This window comes from Caulobacter sp. CCUG 60055 (assembly GCF_022750545.1).
Taxonomy (GTDB): domain Bacteria; phylum Pseudomonadota; class Alphaproteobacteria; order Caulobacterales; family Caulobacteraceae; genus PUIC01.
This window is the reverse complement of sequence record NZ_PUIC01000003.1, coordinates 180,403-200,473: the sequence shown is the minus strand read 5'-3', so window position 1 is coordinate 200,473 and position 20,071 is coordinate 180,403. Positions and strand designations below refer to the sequence as shown.

Annotated in this window: 20 protein-coding genes and 2 riboswitches; of the genes, 8 read left to right on the top strand and 12 right to left on the bottom strand. The window is 72.4% G+C overall.

Going from position 1 to position 20,071, the window contains the following annotated elements; translation table 11 throughout:
• Positions 1–37: 37 nt before the first annotated feature.
• On the bottom strand, positions 38–1,018 hold the full coding sequence (locus tag C5708_RS06040; protein WP_242918937.1) for a zinc-binding dehydrogenase: 981 nt from the start codon (positions 1,016–1,018) through the stop codon (positions 38–40).
• Positions 1,019–1,195: 177 nt separating this feature from the next.
• Between C5708_RS06040 and C5708_RS06035 the strand changes: the two genes are divergently transcribed.
• Positions 1,196–2,083, top strand: coding sequence for a LysR family transcriptional regulator (locus tag C5708_RS06035; protein ID WP_242918936.1), 888 nt, complete (start codon positions 1,196–1,198; stop codon positions 2,081–2,083).
• 19 nt (positions 2,084–2,102) lie between these two features.
• Here C5708_RS06035 and C5708_RS06030 read toward each other — a convergent pair whose 3' ends face one another.
• The 6 genes from C5708_RS06030 to C5708_RS06005 all read right to left on the bottom strand — a co-directional run bounded on the left by C5708_RS06030 (position 2,103) and on the right by C5708_RS06005 (position 10,324).
• The gene (locus C5708_RS06030) at positions 2,103–2,804 is read right to left on the bottom strand and encodes a dienelactone hydrolase (protein ID WP_242918934.1); all 702 of its coding nucleotides are present in this window, start codon (positions 2,802–2,804) and stop codon (positions 2,103–2,105) included.
• A 92-nt stretch (positions 2,805–2,896) separates the two neighbouring features.
• The gene (gene purH / locus C5708_RS06025; RefSeq protein ID WP_242918932.1) at positions 2,897–4,486 is read right to left on the bottom strand and encodes a bifunctional phosphoribosylaminoimidazolecarboxamide formyltransferase/IMP cyclohydrolase; all 1,590 of its coding nucleotides are present in this window, start codon (positions 4,484–4,486) and stop codon (positions 2,897–2,899) included.
• Positions 4,487–4,502: 16 nt separating this feature from the next.
• Positions 4,503–4,608: riboswitch (ZMP/ZTP riboswitch) on the bottom strand.
• Positions 4,609–4,655: 47 nt separating this feature from the next.
• Positions 4,656–6,527 (bottom strand): nucleoside-diphosphate sugar epimerase/dehydratase, encoded by a 1,872-nt coding sequence (locus C5708_RS06020; RefSeq protein WP_242918930.1) that lies wholly within the window; start codon positions 6,525–6,527, stop codon positions 4,656–4,658.
• Positions 6,528–8,276 (bottom strand): heparinase II/III family protein, encoded by a 1,749-nt coding sequence (locus tag C5708_RS06015; RefSeq protein WP_242918928.1) that lies wholly within the window; start codon positions 8,274–8,276, stop codon positions 6,528–6,530.
• 7 nt (positions 8,277–8,283) lie between these two features.
• Complete coding sequence (gene rpe / locus C5708_RS06010; RefSeq protein WP_242918919.1) at positions 8,284–8,964, bottom strand: ribulose-phosphate 3-epimerase; 681 nt, start codon at positions 8,962–8,964, stop codon at positions 8,284–8,286.
• Between the two features lie 73 nt (positions 8,965–9,037).
• Positions 9,038–10,324, bottom strand: coding sequence for an RsmB/NOP family class I SAM-dependent RNA methyltransferase (locus tag C5708_RS06005; protein WP_278253818.1), 1,287 nt, complete (start codon positions 10,322–10,324; stop codon positions 9,038–9,040).
• Between the two features lie 219 nt (positions 10,325–10,543).
• Here C5708_RS06005 and C5708_RS06000 point away from each other — a divergent pair, with 219 nt between their 5' ends.
• Together C5708_RS06000 and C5708_RS05995 are read left to right on the top strand one after the other, a co-directional pair.
• The gene (locus tag C5708_RS06000) at positions 10,544–10,744 is read left to right on the top strand and encodes a succinate dehydrogenase assembly factor 4 (RefSeq protein WP_242918907.1); all 201 of its coding nucleotides are present in this window, start codon (positions 10,544–10,546) and stop codon (positions 10,742–10,744) included.
• Positions 10,745–10,842: 98 nt separating this feature from the next.
• A complete protein-coding gene (locus C5708_RS05995) occupies positions 10,843–11,277 on the top strand; it encodes a hypothetical protein (RefSeq protein WP_242918905.1) in 435 nt (144 codons plus the stop codon).
• Between the two features lie 111 nt (positions 11,278–11,388).
• On the opposite strand, the gene pyrF is transcribed toward C5708_RS05995, so the two are convergent.
• Positions 11,389–12,105: an orotidine-5'-phosphate decarboxylase gene (gene pyrF, locus C5708_RS05990; protein WP_242919646.1), complete on the bottom strand. Its 717-nt coding sequence runs from the start codon at positions 12,103–12,105 to the stop codon at positions 11,389–11,391.
• 169 nt (positions 12,106–12,274) lie between these two features.
• Between pyrF and C5708_RS05985 the strand changes: the two genes are divergently transcribed.
• Positions 12,275–12,985 carry a MarC family protein gene (locus C5708_RS05985; protein ID WP_242918903.1) on the top strand — a complete coding sequence of 237 codons (711 nt, stop codon included), beginning with the start codon at positions 12,275–12,277 and terminating at the stop codon, positions 12,983–12,985.
• A gap of 3 nt (positions 12,986–12,988) precedes the next feature.
• Here C5708_RS05985 and C5708_RS05980 read toward each other — a convergent pair whose 3' ends face one another.
• From C5708_RS05980 to C5708_RS05970, 3 genes are all read right to left on the bottom strand, one after another.
• Positions 12,989–13,789, bottom strand: a complete 801-nt coding sequence (locus tag C5708_RS05980; RefSeq protein ID WP_242918901.1) for an SDR family oxidoreductase — start codon at positions 13,787–13,789, stop codon at positions 12,989–12,991.
• A gap of 71 nt (positions 13,790–13,860) precedes the next feature.
• Complete coding sequence (locus tag C5708_RS05975; RefSeq protein ID WP_242918899.1) at positions 13,861–14,478, bottom strand: flavodoxin family protein; 618 nt, start codon at positions 14,476–14,478, stop codon at positions 13,861–13,863.
• 142 nt (positions 14,479–14,620) lie between these two features.
• Positions 14,621–15,040: an Rrf2 family transcriptional regulator gene (locus tag C5708_RS05970; protein WP_242918898.1), complete on the bottom strand. Its 420-nt coding sequence runs from the start codon at positions 15,038–15,040 to the stop codon at positions 14,621–14,623.
• Between the two features lie 350 nt (positions 15,041–15,390).
• Between C5708_RS05970 and C5708_RS05965 the strand changes: the two genes are divergently transcribed.
• From C5708_RS05965 to C5708_RS05955, 3 genes are all read left to right on the top strand, one after another.
• Complete coding sequence (locus C5708_RS05965) at positions 15,391–17,319, top strand: potassium transporter Kup (protein ID WP_242918896.1); 1,929 nt, start codon at positions 15,391–15,393, stop codon at positions 17,317–17,319.
• 3 nt (positions 17,320–17,322) lie between these two features.
• The gene (locus C5708_RS05960; RefSeq protein WP_242918894.1) at positions 17,323–17,691 is read left to right on the top strand and encodes a hypothetical protein; all 369 of its coding nucleotides are present in this window, start codon (positions 17,323–17,325) and stop codon (positions 17,689–17,691) included.
• Between the two features lie 80 nt (positions 17,692–17,771).
• Complete coding sequence (locus tag C5708_RS05955; RefSeq protein ID WP_242918893.1) at positions 17,772–19,007, top strand: argininosuccinate synthase; 1,236 nt, start codon at positions 17,772–17,774, stop codon at positions 19,005–19,007.
• Positions 19,008–19,048: 41 nt separating this feature from the next.
• On the opposite strand, the gene C5708_RS05950 is transcribed toward C5708_RS05955, so the two are convergent.
• Positions 19,049–19,255 (bottom strand): KTSC domain-containing protein, encoded by a 207-nt coding sequence (locus C5708_RS05950; RefSeq protein ID WP_242918890.1) that lies wholly within the window; start codon positions 19,253–19,255, stop codon positions 19,049–19,051.
• Between the two features lie 127 nt (positions 19,256–19,382).
• Between C5708_RS05950 and C5708_RS05945 the strand changes: the two genes are divergently transcribed.
• On the top strand, positions 19,383–19,790 hold the full coding sequence (locus C5708_RS05945) for an MAPEG family protein (RefSeq protein WP_242918888.1): 408 nt from the start codon (positions 19,383–19,385) through the stop codon (positions 19,788–19,790).
• A 70-nt stretch (positions 19,791–19,860) separates the two neighbouring features.
• Positions 19,861–19,990, top strand: a riboswitch (cobalamin riboswitch).
• Positions 19,991–20,071 lie beyond the last annotated feature (81 nt).

Here is a 20,071-nt window from a genome sequence, read left to right as displayed (position 1 = left end):
GACCAGCGTCGCCGGGAAGACCATAGGCGCGTCTTGGTCAGAAGGTCAGCACCTGCTTTCCCCGCTCGGGCGCATGGACGGTTTCCTCAAGCGCGGCGCGATAGTCCTCCAGGGGCCGCAGGCCGGCGATCAGCACCTCGGTCGCCGGGTCGGCCAGTTCGTCCAGCACGCTCTTCAGCCAGGCGGCGTCCCCGGGCGTCGGGGCCTCGAAGAAGTAGCGGTAGATGTACGAGCGGATCACCTGGTTCTCCATCAGCATCCTCAGGGCGTTGGTCTGGAACGGGGTCGTGTCGTAGGCGCCGACGATCACCGCCCGGCCCATGAAGCCGAGCGCCGCCAGCAGCTCGGTCAGCACCGCCCCGCCGACCGCGTCGACCACGCCCGACAGGCTCTCGCCCCCGGTCGCCGCGCGCACGGCCTGGGAGAGCGGGACCTCCAGCCCCGACAGCTCGATCACCGCCTCGGCGCCCAGGGCCGAAAGATCGCGGCCCTCGACCCGCTTGCGGACGATCGCCGCCACCCGCACGCCGCGCCTCCTGGCCATCTGGATCAGCAGGGTCGAGACCAGCGAATGGCCGGCCGTCACCGCCAGCCACTGGCCAGGCTTGACCTCGCTGGCCTCCAGGAGGTCGCGGGCCGTCACCGCCGGCATGAACTGGGCGGCGCGCTCGATCGGGTAGTCGTCCGGCAGCGGCGTCAGGGCGGCGGGATCGACGACCACCTGCTCAGCCCACAGGCCGGCGCCGCTGAACGTCACCAGCGCGCCCGGCGACAGGTCGGGGCGGCCGCCGGTCTCCACCACCCGGCCGACGCCATCGTTGCCGACGATCTGGCCGGGAAGCCTGGGTTGCTTGGCCTCGGGATAGAGGCCCTGGGTGAAGAAGAAGTCGCCGGGATGGACGCCGACGGCGACCATGCGCACCAGGGCCTGGCCCGGACCCGGCCGGGGCTCGGGAACCTCCCGCAGCTCGACGACGTCGAGGGGTGGACCGAGACGGTCCTGAACGAGGGCTTTCATGGCGTGAACTCCTGACCGCCCGCGACCAGCCGCGAGCTGGAGCGTCAGATGCGGACCGTCGCCTGTTGGGACAATCGCGTCGTATGGAACTCTGTTTTCCGTAAACGGGACAATCGGGGGCTTGCGGCGTCGGCCGCCGGAGGCGATGTGGACCATGTGTTTCGACGGAGCGCGCGCGTGCTGGGCTATGATGACGTGGCGATCTTCCTGAAGGTGGCGCGCGAGGGCAGTTTCGTGGCCGCCGCTGAGGCCCTGGGCCTGCCGACCAGCACGGTCAGCCGCCGCGTCGCGGCCCTGGAGGCCCGGTTCAGGACCCAGTTGCTGCGGCGGACCACCCGCGCCGTCAGCCTGACCGACGACGGCCGCGCCTTCGTCGACCGCGCCGCCGCGGCCATGGACGAGCTGGAGGCCGCCGCCCGCGGGCTGGACGTCTGCGACTCCCGCCTTTCGGGCAGGCTGACCGTCACCGCGCCCCATCACGTCTGCAACGAGGAGTTCGCGCCTCATCTCCTGGCCTTCGCGGTCAAGCACCCGGACCTGGTCATGGAGCTGCGCTTGACCAACGGCGTCCCCGACCTGGTCGAGGAGGGCGTCGACGTCGCCTTCCAGCTGGCCCCGCTGCCGGAGGGCCGGCATGTGGCGCGCCGGCTCTGGACGGCGCCGTACATGCTGGCCGCCAGCCGGCGGTTTCTGGAAAACCACCCCGAGGCCGCCGCGCTGGACCATCCCCGGCGCCTGGGTCGGCTGCCCGCCGTGATGACGCCGCCGATCTCGTCGTGGCGCTTCGTCCATGCGGGGGGCGAGACCCTGGCCGTCACGCCGCGCGTCATCGGGGCCTCTGTCGACGACCTGTCGCTGGGGGCCCTGGCCGCCAGTCAGGGCCTGGGCGCGGCCTATCTGCCGAGGGGCCTGGCGGGCCGCTTCCCGGAACTGGTCGAAATCTCCCTTGGCGACTGGAAAGTCGAGGACCGCGAACTCTACGCCCTCTATCCCGCCACCCGGCAGCTGTCGCCGAAGGTCCGGGCCCTGATCGACCACGCCCTGGCGGCGCGGGCGGCGCACTAGGGCCGGCCGCGAACCTTGTTCACGCCATGCCGGCCTGGGCCGGCGCGGCCTCGACCAGCGTGCGCCGCAGGTGGTCGGCGAAGAGGTCGCGGCTTTGCAGGGCCTGGTTGGCCAGCCGTGGCGGCGGCCAGGCGCCGTTCTCATCGGGCTGGTCGAAGGCGTGGCCGACGCCCTCGGCGATCCAGGCGCGGACCGCGCCGCCGGCGGCCTCGCAGCGCCGGTGGACGACGGCGTGGCGGACCGGTTTGGCCAGGTGGTCGCGCTCGGCCACCACCGCCAGGGCCGGGGCGGTGCGCAGCCAGGGCCGCCGGCCGCCGCGCGTCCCCAGGCCGACATAGGCGTAGAAGAAGCTCAGCGACTTCAGCCCGGCCAGGGGCGCGGGCGACGGATCGGCCAGCCGGGCCTCGCCCGACCGGGTCAGCGGCATGGTCATCAGGTCCATCATCGCCCAGGCCCCGTGGCTCCATCCGGCCAGGCCGAGGCGTGCGGGATCGACGTCGGGCCGGGCGGCGATCCCGTGCAGGGCGGCCAGGACGTCGCCGGCCCGCTCGGCGCCGCCGAACCGCGCGCCCGTGCACACCAGGGTCAGGCCGAACCGCCGGCCCCAGCCGCGCGGGGCGAAGGAATCGACCACGAAGGCCCGCACGCCGGCCTCGGCGGCGGCCTGGGCGTAGGCGTCCAGATGGGCCTGGACCCCGCCGCAGCCGTGGAACAGCAGCACGGCCGGACGCGGCGTCTGGTCCGCCGGCCCGAAGACGGCGACGTGCGGGCCGAGCCTGGCCCAGCGCGCCGCCAGGGTGTCGAGCCCGGCCGTCAGTGGCGGAACACCCGCACGCCGGTGAAGGCCATGGTCAGGCCGCGCTCGTCGGCGGCGGCGATGACCTCCTCGTCGCGGATCGAGCCGCCCGGCTGGATCACCGCCGTCGCCCCGGCCTCGGCGGCCTGGATCAGGCCGTCGGCGAACGGGAAGAAGGCCTCCGAGGCGCAGGCGCAGCCGGCCAGGTCGAGGCCGAAGTCGGCGGCGCGCAGGGCGGCGATGCGGGCCGAATCCTTGCGGTTCATCTGGCCGGCGCCGACGCCCAGGGTCTGGCCGTCGCGGGCGTAGACGATGGCGTTCGACTTGACGTGCTTGCCGATGGTGAAGGCGAACAGCATGTCGCGCACTTCCTGTTCGGTCGGCTGGCGCCTGGTGACGATCTTCAGGTCGTGGCTGCGGATGCGGGCGTCGTCGCGGCTCTGGACCAGGAAGCCGCCGGACACCGACTTGAAGGTCACGCCCTTGGCCAGCGGGTCGGGCAGGCCGCCGGTCACCAGCAGGCGCAGGTTCTTCTTGGCGGCGAACACGGCGACGGCGTCGTCGTCGGCCTCGGGGGCGATCACCACCTCGGTGAAGATCTTGACCATCTCCTCGGCGGCGGCGCGGTCGAGGCGGGTGTTGACGGCGACGATGCCGCCGAAGGCCGAGGTCGGGTCGCAGGCCAGGGCGCGCTCATAGGCGCTCTTCAGCGAGCCGCCGACCGCCACGCCGCAGGGGTTGGCGTGCTTGATGATCGCCGCCGCCGGGCCGTCGGCGGGATCGAACTCGGCGACCAGCTCGAAGGCGGCGTCGGTGTCGTTGATGTTGTTGTAGGAGAGCTCCTTGCCCTGCAGCTGGCGGGCGGTGGCGACGCCGACGCGCGGGTTCGGATAGGTGTAGAAGGCCGCGCTCTGGTGAGGGTTCTCGCCGTAGCGCATGGTCTGGCGCAGCTCGCCGGCCACGGCCTTGCGGCGCGGATAGTCCTCGCCGAGCTGGGCGGCGAACCAGGTCGAGATCGCCGCGTCGTAGGCGGCGGTGCGGGCGTAGGCGCGGGCGGCCAGGCTCTTGCGCAGCGACAGGGCGATGGCGCCGTCGGCCTGCAGCGCGGCGACGACCTCGGCGACGTCGGCTGGCTCGGTGCAGACGCAGACATAGCCGTGGTTCTTGGCCGCCGAGCGGATCATGGCCGGGCCGCCGATGTCGATGTTCTCGATGCAGTCGGCGAAGTCGCCGCCGCGGGCGACGGTGGCCTCGAACGGGTAGAGGTTGACGTACAAAAGGTCGATGCCGCCGATGCCGTGCTCGGCCATGGCCGCCGCGTGGGCCGGGGCGTCGCGCACGCCCAAGAGGCCGCCGTGGACGATCGGGTGCAGGGTCTTGACCCGCCCGTCCATCATTTCCGGAAAGCCGGTGAGGTCGGAGACGTCCTTGACCGGCAGGCCGGCCGCCGCGATCGCCGCCTTGGTGCCGCCGGTCGAGACCAGCTCGACGCCCAGTTCGACCAGAGCCTTGGCGGTGTCGATCAGGCCGGTCTTGTCGGAGACCGAGATCAGGGCGCGCTTGACGGCGACGTGGTCGGGGGCGGGCGGGAAGGCGGGCGCAGACATGGAGGGCTCCGGAATGAGGAAAGGCCCAGGCGCGCGGCAACTGGCGCGCGCTCAGCCGAACACGATCCAGGCCCGCGCTCCCCGGTGGTTCTCCACCTCGATCGCCAGTCACGCAGGCGGGGGCAAAATACGGCCCGGCCCCGGCGAGTCAACGTCTTCGACCGGGTCCTCAGCCGGGCTTGAAGGCCGGCTCCAGCGCGCGCAGCCGGGCCAGCACCTCGCCGGCGTTGCGGGCGGCGGCGGCGGTGAGCAGGTCCTGCACCGGCTTTTCCAGGCTGGACCAGTCGCCGTCGGAGGCGCAGGCCCGCAGCACCCCGTCGGCGGCGGTGGGGCGCACGTCCTCGGCGGCGTAGAAGATCTCTTCGAACAGCTTCTCGCCGGGACGCAGCCCGGTGTGGACGATGTCGATGTCGGCGCCCGGGCGCAGGCCGTGCAGGCGGATGACCTGGCGGGCCAGGGCCTCGATGCGCACCGGCTCGCCCATGTCCAGGACGTAGACCCCCGCTTCGCCCGTCTCGGCCGGCAGCGAGGCGGCCTGCAGGACCAGGCTGGCCGCCTCCTGCACGGTCATGAAGTAACGCTCCATCTCGGGATGGGTGACGGTGACCGGCCCGCCGTGGGCGATCTGGCGCTCGAACAGCGGCACCACCGAGCCGGCCGAGCCCAGTACGTTGCCGAACCGGACGATGGCGGCCTTGGCCTCGCTTCCGGCGCACAGCGCCTGCACCACCCGCTCGGCCACCCGTTTGGTGGCGCCCATGACGTTGGTGGGGTTGACCGCCTTGTCGGTGGAGATGAACACGAAGGCCGCGCCGGTGTCGCGGGCCCGCTTGGCGACGTTGAGCGCGCCGCCGACATTGGTCAGCACCGCCTCGGCCGGGTTGAGCTCCATCAGCGGCACGTGCTTGAGGGCGGCGGCGTGCAGCACGACCTCGGGCCGCTCGCGCAGGAACAGCTCGCGCAGGCGGGCGGCGTCGCGCACGTCGCCCAGTTCGCTGGTCCAGGTGCAGGCGGGCTTCAGCTCGGTCAGCTCCTGGTCGATGGCGTACAGGTTGAATTCGGAGGCGTCGAGCAGGATCAGCCGCTCGGGCCCCAGCTTGACGATCTGGCGGGTCAGCTCGGCCCCGATGGTGCCGCCGGCGCCGGTGACCATGACGCGGCGGCCGGCGACCAGGGCGGCCGGGGCGGCGACGTCGAGGTTGCGCGGCGGCCGGTCGAGCAGGTCGGCGGCCTGGACCGGGGTCAGCAGGGCGCCGCCGCCGGAGCCGTTGGCCGGCCGGGCCCTGGCCACCGCCGCGCCCGCCTCGCCGGCGGCCGCGACCACCTCGTCCAGCAGGGCGCGGCTGGGCCGGGGGTGGGCGAGCACCAGTTGCGGCCGCTGGGCGTCGCGCGCGCCGAGGGCCTTGAGGATGGCGGCGAGGCGGCCGAGCTGGCCCAGCACCTCGGCCCCGGCGATGATCCGCCCGACGGGGGCGTCGTCGAGCACGACGATGCCGGCCACCCGCAGCCGCGCGTCGCTGGTCCGGCGCGATTCCTTGAGGAACGCCGCCGCGTCGGCGGCGCGGCCGACGATGACGGTGGCCGGCAGGGAGCGGTCCTCGAAGTGCAGCACGCCGCGGAAATCGCCGCTGGCCGCCACGTGGGCGAAGGCGCGGCCCAGACACAGGGCGAGGGTGACGCCCAGGGTCCCGAAGAACGGCGCCGACCGGGGAAAGTCCTCGCCGCGGTTGAAGGCGAACAGCACCGGCACCAGCATCAGGTTGACCACGGCCGCCGCCGAGGCCACCCGCACGATGTCGTTGAGGGTGGTGAACCGCCACATGGTGCGGTTCAGCTTGAACAGCGGGAAGACGATGGCGGCGAGGGCGACGAACACCGCCGTCGCGGTGCCGATGGCCAGATAGGGCGTCGGCTTGTCCTCGAAGCGGTAGCGCACCATCAGCACGCCGGCCATGGCCAGCCCGCCCACGGCCAGGTCGTGAATATAGCCGAGCGCCACGGCCGCGACGTCGCCGCTCCGCCGCGTCTTGCGATCCGACATCTAGGCCCCCGGTTCCGCCGCCGTCAGTTTCCAACGCACGCGGCCGCCCGTGTCCGTCGGCGCCTGGGCGTGAAGGACGATCTGGCTGGTGCGCCGCGCGACGCCGTCCAGAAAATGCACCGAAGGCTCGACCGCCACGTCGGCGGCGTCGTTGCGCAGCCACCAACCCTGGTTGGACGGTCCTTGCAGCAGGACGCTGCGCTTGTCGCGCGCCAGCGAGGCGCGGACGTCCGGGTGCAGGTGGAAGCGCACGGCGACCGGGGCTGTCCGCCGCGCCGGCGGGCGAGGAGGCGAGGCGTCGGGGCCGGCGGCAGGGCTCAGGCGGTCCTCGCCGCGCAGCTCGTCGGTGCGCGGGTCGAGGAACAGCCGCCGGACATGGACGAACCCCCAGGAGGCCAGCCAGCCGTCGTGGGTCAGTTCGACCAGCACGCCGTCGTCGCCTTCCTGGCGGGCGGCCTTGACCTCGCGGGCGCCGCCGATCAGCCGGGGGCCCAGGGCGCGGCCGATGAAGCCGCCGGCCGGGGTTCCGGCGGCGCCCTCGCCGATCGACAGGGTCGAACCGGCCTCGGCCAGCCGGAACGCGTCGCGCCCGGCGGCGCGGGGCGACCAGCCGCAGTTGGTGATCAGGCGGTCGGCCCCGCAGAGGATCTCGATCGCGCCCGGCTGGCCGCAGGCCGCGACGCTCCAGGCGTCGCGCGCCGGGGCGCCGGCGTCGAGAAGGATGGTCATGGCCCGGCCCTGCAGCCGCTGGTAGCCGGCGTGCGGCGCCTGGGTGGGACGCCGGCGCTCGGCGCCCTGGACGTCGGGCCGGGGCGCGGCGGCCACCCGCTCGGCGGCGCATTCCTCGCCGCCCTGAAAGCAGGCGAGCCGGCCGTCGGGCAAGGTGAACAGCGGCAGGGCGGCGTCGAGCCGGTCGATGGCCCGGCTGAGGGCCGGCGGGGCCGGGCGGCCGCGCCGGGCCAGGCCGTCGTCGAGGGCGCGCAGGTCGAACAGCAGCTCCATCCCGGCCTCCGGCGAGCGGGTGGCGTGGCCGCCGTCGGCCAGGACGGCGGCGTCGAGCGCGCCGCGCAGCCGGTCCAGGCCCTGGTCGATCAGGCCCTCGCCGGCCTCGCCGGCCAGGGCCGCGCCCGCGGTCGCGGCGGCGGCGGCGCGTTCGGCGGCGCGATGCTCGGGATCGCGCAGCTTGAGCAGCTGGCGGGCCTGACGGGCGAGGTCGTTGGCCAGGACCGCCGTCTCGGCCTCGGAGGCGGCGGCGGTCAGGGGCTCCAGGGCGCAGGCCAGGTGCAGCACCCGCCGCTCCAGGACCAAGGCGCCCCAGGCGAAGCTGTTCCAGCGGCCGAACAGTCGCCGCCAGTCGAGCAGCAGCCGCAACCCCTCGCGGGCGCCGGCCTCGCCCGTCGCCAGAAGGTCGGCGATCCAGGCGAAGCGGTGCAGCGTCTCGGCGAAGGCGCGGCTGGGACTGGGCTGATCCCAGGGATCGCCGCCCGGCCCGACGTCGAGGGTCTCGCCGCCGAAGGCGAACACGCCCTTGAGCAGGGCCGCGCCGACGTCGGGGCGCACGGGCCGGGCGTCGTGCGGGCGCACGGCGGCCGCCTCGGCGCGGGGGCCTCTGAGGCCGAGCAGGTGGAAGGGCGAGCCGAACCATTCGGTCTCGGCCTGCCGCCGCAGCCCGGTTCCGGCCGCCAACGCCCACAGCGCCGGCCGGGGACCGGCGGCGGCGTGGGTCAGGGCGGTCGGCAGGGCCGTCATGGCGTGCTCAGGCCCTCCGCAAGGCGGCGATGTTGGCGGCGTAGGCTTCGGGCCCGCCCTTGAACACGGCGGTGCCGGCCACCAGGGCGGTGGCCCCGGCGGCGACGCACAGGGGCGCGGTCTCGGGCGTGACGCCGCCGTCGACCTCGAGCACGATGTCGCGGCCGCAGGCGTCGATCATCGCGCGCAGGCGCTCGATCTTCTTCAGCTGGGAATGCATGAAGGTCTGGCCGCCGAAACCCGGATTGATCGACATCACCAGGATCAGGTCGATCTCGTCCATCATCCATTCGATGGTCTCGGGCGGGGTCGAGGGGTTGAACACCACGCCGGCCTTGGCCCCGAGCTGGCGGATGCGCTTGAGCGAGCGGTTGAGGTGCGGACCGGCCTCGGGATGGACGCTGATCCAGTTCGCGCCGGCGGCGGCGAAGGCCTCCAGGTACGGATCGGCCGGGGCGATCATCAGGTGCACGTCGAAGGGGATCGAGACGTGCGGCCGCAGCGCCTTCACGATGTCGGGGCCCAGGGTGATGTTGGGCACGAAATGGCCGTCCATCACGTCGATGTGCAGCCAGTCGGCGCCGGCCGCCTCGACCGCCCTGATCTCTTCGCCCAGGCGCGAGAAGTCCGAGGCGAGGATCGAGGGGGCGATGATCGGCGAGGGGCCGCCAGGACGGATCTGACTCATGGTTCCGACTTAGTCCTATGGTTGAATCGCGGCAAGCCGCCGCCGGTCCGCCGCGCCCCGCAGCCGTTCCGGCTCACGATATCTGCAACCTGGAGACGAAAAAGCCGTCGATCCCGCCTTCCGCGTGGCGGGGCAGGATGCGCAGGTCCCCGTCGGGCGTGCGGCTGGCCGCCGGGGCGCCGGCTTCGCCCGGGGCGACCGGGTCGCGCCGCAGGTCGGGCCGGCGGCGCAGAACCGCCTCGATCTGCGCCTCGCCCTCCTCGGGCTCCAGCGAGCAGACGCAATAGACCAGCCGTCCGCCGGGTTTCAGGCGGTCGGCGGCGGCGTCGAGCAGGCGGGCCTGGACCTCGGCCAGCTTGGCGATGTCGGCGGGGCGGGCGGCCCACAGCACGTCGGGCTGGCGGCGGAAGGTGCCGGTGGCCGAGCAGGGCGCGTCGAGCAGCACGGCGTCGAACTTGCGCGGGTCCTCCCAGGTCTCGGCCGGCTGGGCGACCACCTCGGCCTCCAGGCCGGTGCGGGCGAGGTTCTCGGCCAGGCGGCGCAGGCGCGGCGCGGAGCGGTCGACGGCGGTGACCCGGCCGCCGGCCGCGGCCAGCTGCAGGGTCTTGCCGCCGGGCGCGGCGCACAGGTCGAGGACGGTCTCGCCCGGACGGACCGCCAGCAGCCGGGCGGGGACGGCGGCGGCGGCGTCCTGCACCCACCAGCGGCCTTCGGCGAAGCCCGGCCAGCCGGACAGGTCGCCCTTCAGGCCGGCGCGGACGCCGCCGCCGGCCAGGACGCGGCCCTCGACCTGGGCGGCGACCGTCTCGGCCTCGGCGGGGTCGCGCAGGGTCAGGTCGGTCGCCGGCTCGTCGGCGATGGCGGCGGCGAGGGCCTGGGCGGTCTCCCCGCCATAGGCGGCGCGCCAGCGGGCGAACAGCCAGGCCGGCGCCAGGGTTTCGGGATCGAAGACGGGCGGCTCGCGCAGCAGGCCGCGCAGCACGCCGTTGATCAGGCCCTTGAACGGCCGCGTATCGCCGCGCGCCTCGGCCAGGGCCAGGGTGGTCGACACCGCCGCGAAGTCGGGCACGTCCATATAGAGGGCCTGGGCCGCGCCCAGCCGCAGCAGGGCGACGACCGGCGGCGGCGGCGGCTTCTGCAGCCGGGCCCCCAGGGCGCGGTCGATCTGGCCGAGCCGGCGCAGCACGGTCATCGCCGTCATGCGGGCGAAGCCCCGGTCGCGCGGGTCGAGCCCGGCCAGGGCCGCGGCGCCGAGCGCCTCGTCCAGGCCGCCGCGCCGCTCCAGCGCCGCCTCGACCACCGCCAGGGCCGCCTCGCGCGCCGGATCGACCGAAACCGGCGCGGCGCGGGGCTTTTCCAGCCTGGGCGCGGCGGCGCGGGGCGTCGAGGGTTTGCGGGAGGCGGGACGCGGCTTGCGGCCGGGCGGGACGGGGGGACGGGCGATGACGGCGGACTCCGGGCGTGGGGCGCTGGATCGGCGGCGCCATCCGGCCTTCTAGACCAGGACGGCGGCCGTTCGAAACGGCGAAGCGCCGCAGCCGGCTTTCGCCGACGGGCGCTGGTTCCTAGATAAGACGTCATGACCGACCAAGTCCCTCCAACCGCCGGCCGCGCCGACCGCGTCCTGACGCCCGCCGCCCGCCGGGCCCTTGAAGAGGCCGCCGCCCGCCGCGCCGCCGAGGCCGCCCGCGCCGACACCGGCGAGCAGGGCGGCCCCGCCGGCCCCGAGCCCACGCGTTTCGGCGACTGGGAGCGCAAGGGCGTCGCGGTCGATTTCTGATCCCTCGCCGCCGCGCACTGGCGCAGCCGTCGTCGCCTCCCTAAGTTTATGTTAAGGATTATGAACGCGGACGTGGAGACGATCGCGTGGAGGCGACGATGAAACCGATGATCTGCGCCGGGACGGCCGCCCTGGCCCTGCTGGCGGCCGGCGCGGCCGCGGCCCAGGACTGGGCGCAGAACTGGGGGCCGGAGGCCGCCTGGTCCGCGCCCGCCTCGCCAGTCTACGCCCAGCCCGTCTATGCATCGCCCGTCCAGGCGCCGTGGCCGGCGCCATCGGCGTGGAGCGCCCCGGCCTATGGCGGATACGGCGACTACGGCGGCTGGGGTCCGGGCCCCGAGACCGTCCGCCTGCCGGCCAGCTTCTTCGCGGGCGCGGGCGGCGTCGGTCCCCAGGGCCTGGTCTTGGATACGGGCGTGCGCTGGGGCTATGTGATCTGGCCGTCGCGGCCGGTCGCCGCGTTCGCCTCGGCCCGGGCTTCGGCCTTCGCCTCGGCCCACGCGTCGAGCAGGGTTTCGGTCTCGGTCCGCTAGGGTTCGGGCCCTACCGCCGCTTCAATCCTTCAGGCGAAGGCCGGGGCCGCCGCGAAAGGCGAGCGACGGCGCATGCTCGCCATCGCCGACCGGCTCCCGCGCGCCGCCGGCCTAGACCCCGGCGATCTCGGCGACGATCCGCTCGGCCGCCGCGCGTGGGTCGGCGGCGGCGGTGATCGGCCGGCCGCAGACGATGTGGCTGGCGCCCGCCGCCAGGGCCTCGGCCGGGGTCGCCGCCCGGGCCTGGTCGTCCTTGCCGGCCCAGTCCGGCCGCACGCCGGGCGTCACCACCAGGAAGTCGAGGCGCCCCGCCTCGCGGGCCAGGGCGCGGGCCATCGCCGCCTCGTGCGGACTGGCGACCACCCCGTCGCAGCCGCAGGCCAGCGCCTGGCGGATGCGCCGCTCGACCAGGGCCTCGACCCCCATGGCGTAGCCCATCTCGTCGAGGTCGGCGTCGGTCAGGCTGGTCATCACCGTCACCGCCAGGATGTTCAGGCCCTCGTCGCCGGCGGCCTTGCGGCCCCGCACGGCGGCCTTCATCACCTGGGGCTCGCCATGCACGGTCAGCAGGTCGCAGCCGGCGACGGCCAGGGCGGCGGCGGCCTTCTCGACCGTGGCGCCGATGTCGTGCAGCTTCCAGTCCAGGAACACCTGCTTGCCCTCGCCCTTGAGCGCCCGCGCCAGCTCCATGCCGCCGCTGGCGAACAGCTGCAGCCCGACCTTGTAGAACGAGACGGCCTCGCCCAGGCGGTCGACCAGGGCGCGGGCCTCGGCGACGGTCGGCACGTCGAGCGGAACGATCAGGCGCGGGTCGCTGGCGGCGGTCATGGCGTCCTGGGCGCTTTGGGCGGTGGTCATGGCGGGTCCTCCTCCGGTCGGGGCTCGGCCCCCCGGGGGGCCGTCGCGCGCCAGGGGTGGCTTGCGCGCGCGCGCGGCCTTACACAAGGGTCCTGGGACCCTGGCGGTCGAAGCCGAAAAGTTGAAAGCGAGCCTCTGCATGGGACACGCGGACATCTCCGTCAACTTCTTCGTGAACTTCTTCGTCGCCCTGTTCGCCCTGATCGACCCGATCGGCAACGTGCCGGTGTTCGCGGCGGCGACGGTGGGGGCGACGGCGGCCGGCCGGCGGCTGACGGCGGTCTACATCGCCCTGTTCGCCATGGTCTTCCTGACCTTCTTCTATTTCAGCGGCCTGGCCCTCCTGCAGTTCTTCGGCATCTCGCTGCCGGCCTTCCGCATCGCCGGAGGCATCCTGTTGTTCCTGCTGGGCCTGGAGATGGCGCGCGACGATTTCACCGCCGCCTTCGCCGAGGCGGCCACCGACGGCGAGCCGCTGTCGACCCGCGCCTACGCCCGCCGCCGGTTCGAGCGGCTGATCGTGCCCTTCGCCATGCCGCTGCTGATCGGGCCGGGGGCGATCTCGACGGTGGTGATCTACGCCGGCGAGGCCAAGCGTTTCGGCCTGACCGGCGCGGTGATGGGCTTCGGCGTCATCGCCGGGGTGGCCCTGACCATCCTCCTGGCCTTCTGGGCCACCGGGTTGATCAGCCGCATGCTGGGCCGCATCGGCATGACCATCATCGTGCGGGTGCTGGGCCTGATCCTGTGCGCCATGGCCGTGCAGTTCGTCATCGCCGGGGTGGCCGATTCGACGCGGGGGCTGGTGCGCCACGACACCGTCGCGCCCTACGCCTCGGACAAGGACTGAGCCTCAGACCTTGCGGAAGCGGCCGCCCTGGCTGGCCATCAGGGCCAGGGCCCAGTCGTCGGGGATCAGCTTGGCCGCCGCCGCGATGGCCTTGTTCGGCGAGCCGGTGACGCAGACCGCGCGGTTGGCCTCGGCCGCCTCGTAGCCCTCGGCGGCCACCTCGTCGGCGCCCAGCCACAGCCAGGACGGGGTGTTGCGGCTGATGTCCTCGCGGGTGTTGTTGACGTCGTGGAACTCGGAATAGGTGAAGCCGGGACAAAGGGCGGTGACGTGCACGCCCTGGGCGGCGGTCTCCAGGTGCAGCCCCTGGGAGAACTTGACCAGGAAGGCCTTGGCCGGGCCGTAGAGCGTCTGTCCGGCCGCGCCGGGGATCAGCCCGGCCAGCGAGGCGACGTTGACGATGCGTCCGAAGCGCCGCTCGATCATGCCCGGCAGCACCTTGTGCGCCAGCTCGCACGGGGCGTCGAGCAGCACCCGCAGCAGGGCGCGCTGCTCGGACCAGCCGGCGCTGACATAGGCTCCCGGCAGTCCGTAGCCGGCGTTGTTGACCAGGGCGTCCACCACCCGGCCATGGTCGGCGACGCCTTGCAGGATGACATCGACCGCATCCTCCTGCGCCAGGTCGGCGGCGATCGAAAAGGCCTCGACCCCGTAGCGCAGGCGGATCTCGTCGGCCAGCCGGTCGAGCCGGTCCGCCCGCCGCGCCGTCAGGGCCACGTCGTAGCCATGCTGGGCGTAGACGCGGGCGAAGGCCGCGCCGATGCCGGCGGAGGCGCCGGTGACGAGGCAGAGGCGGCGGGTCATGACGGGCGGGCCCTCGAAGCGTTCTTACGCCTGCAAGATTGGCCCGCCGTCACCGCCGGTTCAAGTCGGCGTCAGGCCGCCTGGGCCAGGTCGGCCGCCGCGCCGCGCTTCCAGCGCAGGGCGGCTTCGCCGATGCGCAGGCCCTGCAGGCGGGCGGTCTCGCGGTCGCCGGCCGGCGGGCTCAGCTCGGGCGAGACGTGGTCGGACTGGGCGGCGAGGCCCAGGAAGGCGCCGACGCGGTTGAGCGTGTCGGGGCCGCGTTCGGCGGCGGTCACCCCGGGAGGGGCGAGGCCGAGGCTGACCCAGTTCATGCCGTGCTGGGCGGCGAGCACGGCCAGGGTGGTCAGGGCGTGGACCTTGTCGCCCGAGAAGCTGTGCGAATTGGTGAAGCCGCCGGCCAGCTTGTCCTTCCAAAGGCTGTTGAACCAGGGCTTAGAGGTGGCGTCGATGAAGGCTTTGAACACGGCCGAGACGTCGCCCATGTAGGTCGGCGCGCCGAACACCACGGCGTCGGCCTCGGTGATGGCGTCGAGCAGCGGATCGAAGTCCTGCCCGGCGCTCTCGACCTTGAGCAGGACGGCCTCGGCGCCGGATTCGCGGACGCCCTCGGCGACCTTCTCGGCCAGGACGGCGGTGTGGCCGTAGCCGGAATGATAGACGACGGCGACCTTGGCTTGAGCATGGCTCATCTGGATTTCTCCCTCGCGATATGTAACCGCAACAACGACAGATACATAATCGAGCCTGAGGCCGGCGCAAGGGATTCGTAACAGCAGTGGATGCAGTTTTTCTGCAGGCGCTGTCAGGCGGCGAGGCCAGGCCGCCCCGAGGTCAGGCGGCCTTGAGCAGATCGGCGACGGTGATGCGCGACAACCGCTCGGCCGCGGCCTGGTCGGCGGCGGTGATGGCCGAGCGCACGGCCTCGGGGATGCGTTCGCCCACGGGGCAGCCCTGGGCGCCCGGCGGCGGCATGCCCAGGTGGGCGCAGCCGTTCACCGCGCGCAGCACCACGTCCAGGCCGATCTGGTCGGCGGGCTTGATCAGCCAGGCGCCGCCGTTGGCCCCCGGCCGGGTGGCGATCAGTCCCGCCTTGGCCAGCATCGCCGTCACCCGCCGCACCACCACCGGATTGGTCGGCATCGAGGCCGCCAGTTCGGCGCTCGACACCGCCGCGTCGGGCGCGACGGCGTCCTTGTGGGCCAGATAGGCCAGGGCGTGGGCGGCGACGGGAAATCTTTGGCTGTCGGACATCGTGGTTCTACATAGTCGCTTTCAGAGGATTTTTCGCGGAAACCGGCCAGCCCGCGCGGAAAAACCCTCCGAGGCGAGGATATTTCGTCCAAGAACGGTGCGAAAACCGTTCTCTCCCCAGGGAACGTAGGCGCTGCGGCCGCGCGTTCAATGGACGATCGGCGGAACGGGCCTCCACGTGGCGATTGAATGCGGCGAGGAAAGAGAGTATCGCGCCCGCTGCAATCGACATGGGGCCGCCCAAGACTGGTGTCGCGGACGCTTCCCGGAGGGATTGAATGTCAGGGGAACCCCCCGGCGCGGCTGTGACCCAAGAGCCCGCGCCCCAAGATGCCGGCGCCGCGGACGGCGTGGCGAAACCACCCGAAGACAGCCAGCAGAGTCACAAGGGGCACGGCTTTTTCGGCCTGGCCCTGGGCTCGGTCGGCGTCGTCTTCGGCGACATCGGCACCAGCCCGCTCTACGCCTTCCGCGAGGCCATGGGGGCCGCCCTCACCGACGGCGCCAGCCGCGATTCCATCCTCGGGGTGGTGTCGCTGGCGCTGTGGGCGCTGATCCTGGTCGTCACCGTCAAGTACGTGCTGTTCCTGATGCGCGCCGACAACAAGGGCGAGGGCGGGGTGCTGTCGCTGATGGCCCTGGCCCAGCGCGCGCTCGGCCGGCGGACCACGGGCATCTTCATCCTCGGCCTGATCGGGGCGGCGCTGTTCTACGGCGACGCGGTGATCACCCCGGCGATCTCGGTGCTGTCGGCCCTGGAAGGGATGAAGACCATCCCCTCGCTGCACAAGGTGGTGAACACCGACACCGTGATGCTGGTGGCCATCGTCGTGCTGGTGGCCCTGTTCGTGGCCCAGGCCCGCGGCACCGCCAAGGTCGCCACCCTGTTCGGGCCGGTGATGGCGGTGTGGTTCCTGTGCATCGGCGCGTTCGGCGTCATGCACCTGCTCGACGACCCGCACGTGCTGCTGGCCTTCTCGCCGCACTACGCCGTCGAGTTCCTCGGCCGTCACGGCCTGACCGGCTTCCTGGTGCTGGGCTCGGTGTTCCTGACCGTCACCGGGGCAGAGGCGCTCTACGCCGACATGGGCCATTTCGGCCGCTGGCCGATCCAGGCCTCGTGGCTGTTCTTCGCCCTGCCGTGCCTGGCGCTGAACTATCTGGGCCAGGGCGCCTTCGCCCTGGCGGCCCTGGAATGGTCGGTGGCGCACGGCAAGGTCCTGGCCAACCAGGACTGGTTCTTCCTGATGATCCCCGGCGGCCTGCGCGCGCCGATGGTCATCCTGGCCGCCGCCGCCACCGTCATCGCCTCGCAGGCGGTGATCACCGGGGCCTATTCGCTGACCCAGCAGGCGATCCAGCTCGGCCTGCTGCCGCGCATGACCATCACCCGCACCTCCGAGACCCAGTCGGGCCAGATCTACCTGCCGCAGATCAACGCGATGCTGCTGGTCGGGGTGATGGTGCTGGTGGTGCTGTTCCGCACCTCCGACCAGCTGGCCCACGCCTACGGCCTGGCGGTCACCGGCACCATGGTGGTGACCACCTCGCTGGCCTTCGTCGTGGTCAAGCGGCTGTGGAAGTGGACGTGGCCGGCGGCGATCGCCTTCATCACGCCGTTCCTGATCCTCGACCTGACCTTCCTGGCCGCCAACGGGCTGAAGATCATCTCCGGCGGCTGGGTGCCGCTGCTGATCGGCGGGGCGCTGTTCACGGTGATGGCCACCTGGGTGCGCGGCGCCCAGATCCTCACCGACAAGACCCGCCGCGACAGCGTGCCGCTCGCCGACCTGATCGACATCCTGCGCGCCCGCGCCCCGCACCGCGCCCCGGGCACGGCGATCTTCCTGACCTCGGACCCCGAGGTCGCGCCGGTGGCGCTGATGCACAACCTCAAGCACAACAAGGTTCTGCACGAGAAGAACGTCATCCTGACCGTGCGGGCCACCGAGACGCCGCGGGTGGCCGAGGCCGACCGCGTGCGCATCGAGCCGGTCAACGAGGACTTCAAGAAGGTCTATATCTCCTATGGGTTCATGGAGAGCCCGAACGTGCCCAAGGCCCTGGCCGTCTGCCGCAAGCAGGGCCTGAAGTTCGACATCATGGCCACCAGCTTCTTCCTCGGCCGCCGCTCGATCGTGCCGTCGGCCCAGCACGGCATGCCGTTGTGGCAGGACAAGCTGTTCATCTTCCTGATGAAGAACGCCGCCAACCCGACCGACTTCTTCAAGATCCCGCCGGGACGCGTGGTCGAGCTGGGCGCGCAGGTGACGGTCTAGGCCATGGGCCGGGTGCTGGCCTTCGTCGGCGACGCGCCGTGGATCTTCGCGCTCAGCGTGATGGCCGGCGCCTCGCGCCTGGCCTGGAGCAAGATCCCGCCTGGAACGCCGATGCCCACCGGCTGGACGCTGCAGGGCCGCCCGGCCGGCCGCTGGCCGCGGGCGACCGTGCTGATCTTCGGCCCCGCCTTCGGCTTCCTGATCGGCCTGCCGCTGTTCGTGATGGCTCGCACCGAGGCCGGCGGGCCGACGGCGGCCCTGGTGATCCTGGGCGTCCGGGTGCTGCTGGCGGCGCTGATTCCGTTCGCCTATCTGAGCTATCTGCGCTGGGCCATGGCCGTTTTGGAGCGCGAAGGCGCGCTCCGCTCTTGAACGAACCGCCCCGGCGCCCTTAAACGCCCCCGACTTTCATACGTCGTCCCGTCCGCCCGTCCCATCCAGGAGCGCCGCCCATGGCCGCCCAAACCCAGAATGCGCCCAAGAAGGTCGTGCTCGCCTATTCGGGCGGCCTCGACACCTCGATCATCCTCAAGTGGCTCCAGACGGAATACGGCGCGGAGGTGGTGACCTTCACCGCCGACCTCGGCCAGGGCGAGGAGATCGAGCCGGCCCGCGCCAAGGCGCTGTCGGTCGGCGTCAAGCCCGAGAACATCTTCATCGAGGACGTGCGCGAGGAGTTCGTCCGCGACTACGTGTTCCCGATGTTCCGGGCCAACACCGTCTATGAGGGCCAGTACCTGCTCGGCACCTCGATCGCCCGGCCGCTGATCGCCAAGAAGCAGATCGAGATCGCCCGCAAGGTCGGCGCCGACGCCGTCTGCCACGGCGCCACCGGCAAGGGCAACGACCAGGTCCGCTTCGAGCTGGCCTACTACGCCCTCGAGCCCGACATCCGCGTGGTCGCCCCCTGGCGCGAATGGAGCTTCGCCAGCCGCGAGGCCCTGCTCGACTTCGCCGAGAAGCACCAGATCCCGATCGCCAAGGACAAGCGCGGCGAGGCGCCGTTCAGCGTCGACGCCAACCTCCTGCACTCCTCGTCCGAGGGCAAGGTGCTGGAGGACCCGTCGGTCGAGGCTCCCGAGTTCGTGCACATGCGCACGATCAGCCCGCAGGACGCGCCGGACGCCCCGACCGTGTTCACCATGGATTTCGAGCGCGGCGACCCCGTCGCCATCGACGGCGAGAAGCTGTCGCCGGCCGCCCTGCTGACCAGGCTGAACCAGCTCGGCCACGACAACGGCGTCGGCCGCCTCGACCTGGTCGAGAACCGCTTCGTCGGCATGAAGTCGCGCGGCGTCTACGAGACCCCCGGCGGAACCATCCTGCTGGCCGCCCACCGCGGCATCGAATCCATCACCCTCGACCGGGGCGCCATGCACCTCAAGGACGAGCTGATGCCCAAGTACGCCAGCCTGGTCTACAACGGCTTCTGGTTCTCGCCGGAGCGCGAGATGCTGCAGGCCGCCATCGACCACAGCCAGGCCCTGGTCGCCGGCCGCGTCACCGTCAAGCTCTACAAGGGCAACGTCACGATCGTCGGCCGCGAAAGCCCCTACAGCCTGTACGACCAGGACCTGGTCACCTTCGAGGAGGGCAAGGTCGCCTACGACCACCGCGACGCCGGCGGCTTCATCAAGCTGAACGCCCTGCGTCTGCGCGTGCTGGCCAAGCGCGACCGCCGCGGCTGAGCCGCGACGCGGGCCCGGCCGACCCCGGGCGGGCCCGCGCCTCAGCCGGCCAGCTTGTTGTAGGGATACTGGTCGCGGATGCGGCGGCTGAAGAAGGCGCCCTTGGAGCTGGCCTTGACGAACGCCCTGTGCACCGGGGGCGGCACGCCGACATAGAGATATTCGTCGCCGTCGCTGAAGCGGACGAACAGCTTGCGATGCGGTTCGTCGTAGCTGATCTCGCAGATGGCGGTCGACAGCGCGCGCATCACGGACCCTCCGCGTTCAACGGTGTTAACGTACCCGACGCCGTGCGGTTTCGCGCTGCGGCGAAGCGTGCCACCTTTCCCGTCCAGGGCGGCGCAGACCGCCCGACGCACCATCGGGAAGGAACACATGCAACAACCCCACGACCTCGTCGCGCTCGTCACCCTGTTGTCGCTGGCGGTCTACGCCTGGATGATCTTCATCGTCGGCAAGGCCCGGGAGACCCGCGGCGTGCCCGCCCCGGTGGTGAGCGGCGACGAGGTGTTCGAGCGGCACTATCGCGTGCAGATGAACACGCTGGAGGGCCTGCCCGTCTATCTGCCCTGCCTGTGGCTGTTCTCGCTCTACTGGAACAACCTCGTCGCCGCCGGTCTCGGCCTGGTGTGGGTCGTCGGCCGGATCGTCTACGCCCTGGCCTATGTCAAGGACCCCAAGACCCGCAGCCTCGGGTTCGGGCTGCAGGGCGTGGCCACCCTGGCGCTGATGATCGGCGCGATCGTCGGCGCGGCGCGCGCCCTGATCGTCGTCGGGATCTGACCCCGGCCCGAGAGCATATAAGGATATCCTTATATCGTTCTTGACACTGGGGCGTTTCGGGCGCTCTGTGGCCGGGTCGTGGTCTGCGGGCGCTCGCGCCCGGAGCTAAGAGGGAAGTCGGTGAGGGCGTGAAACCCCGAATCCGGCGCTGCCCCCGCAACTGTGAGCGGCGAGCCGCTGTCCGTTTCGTGTCACTGACGCGCCGCCGCTCGGCGACGGGCGAGTTCGTGATGGTGGCGGTGAAGGACGCCGACGGATCTTGCCGCCATGGGCCGGCTTGA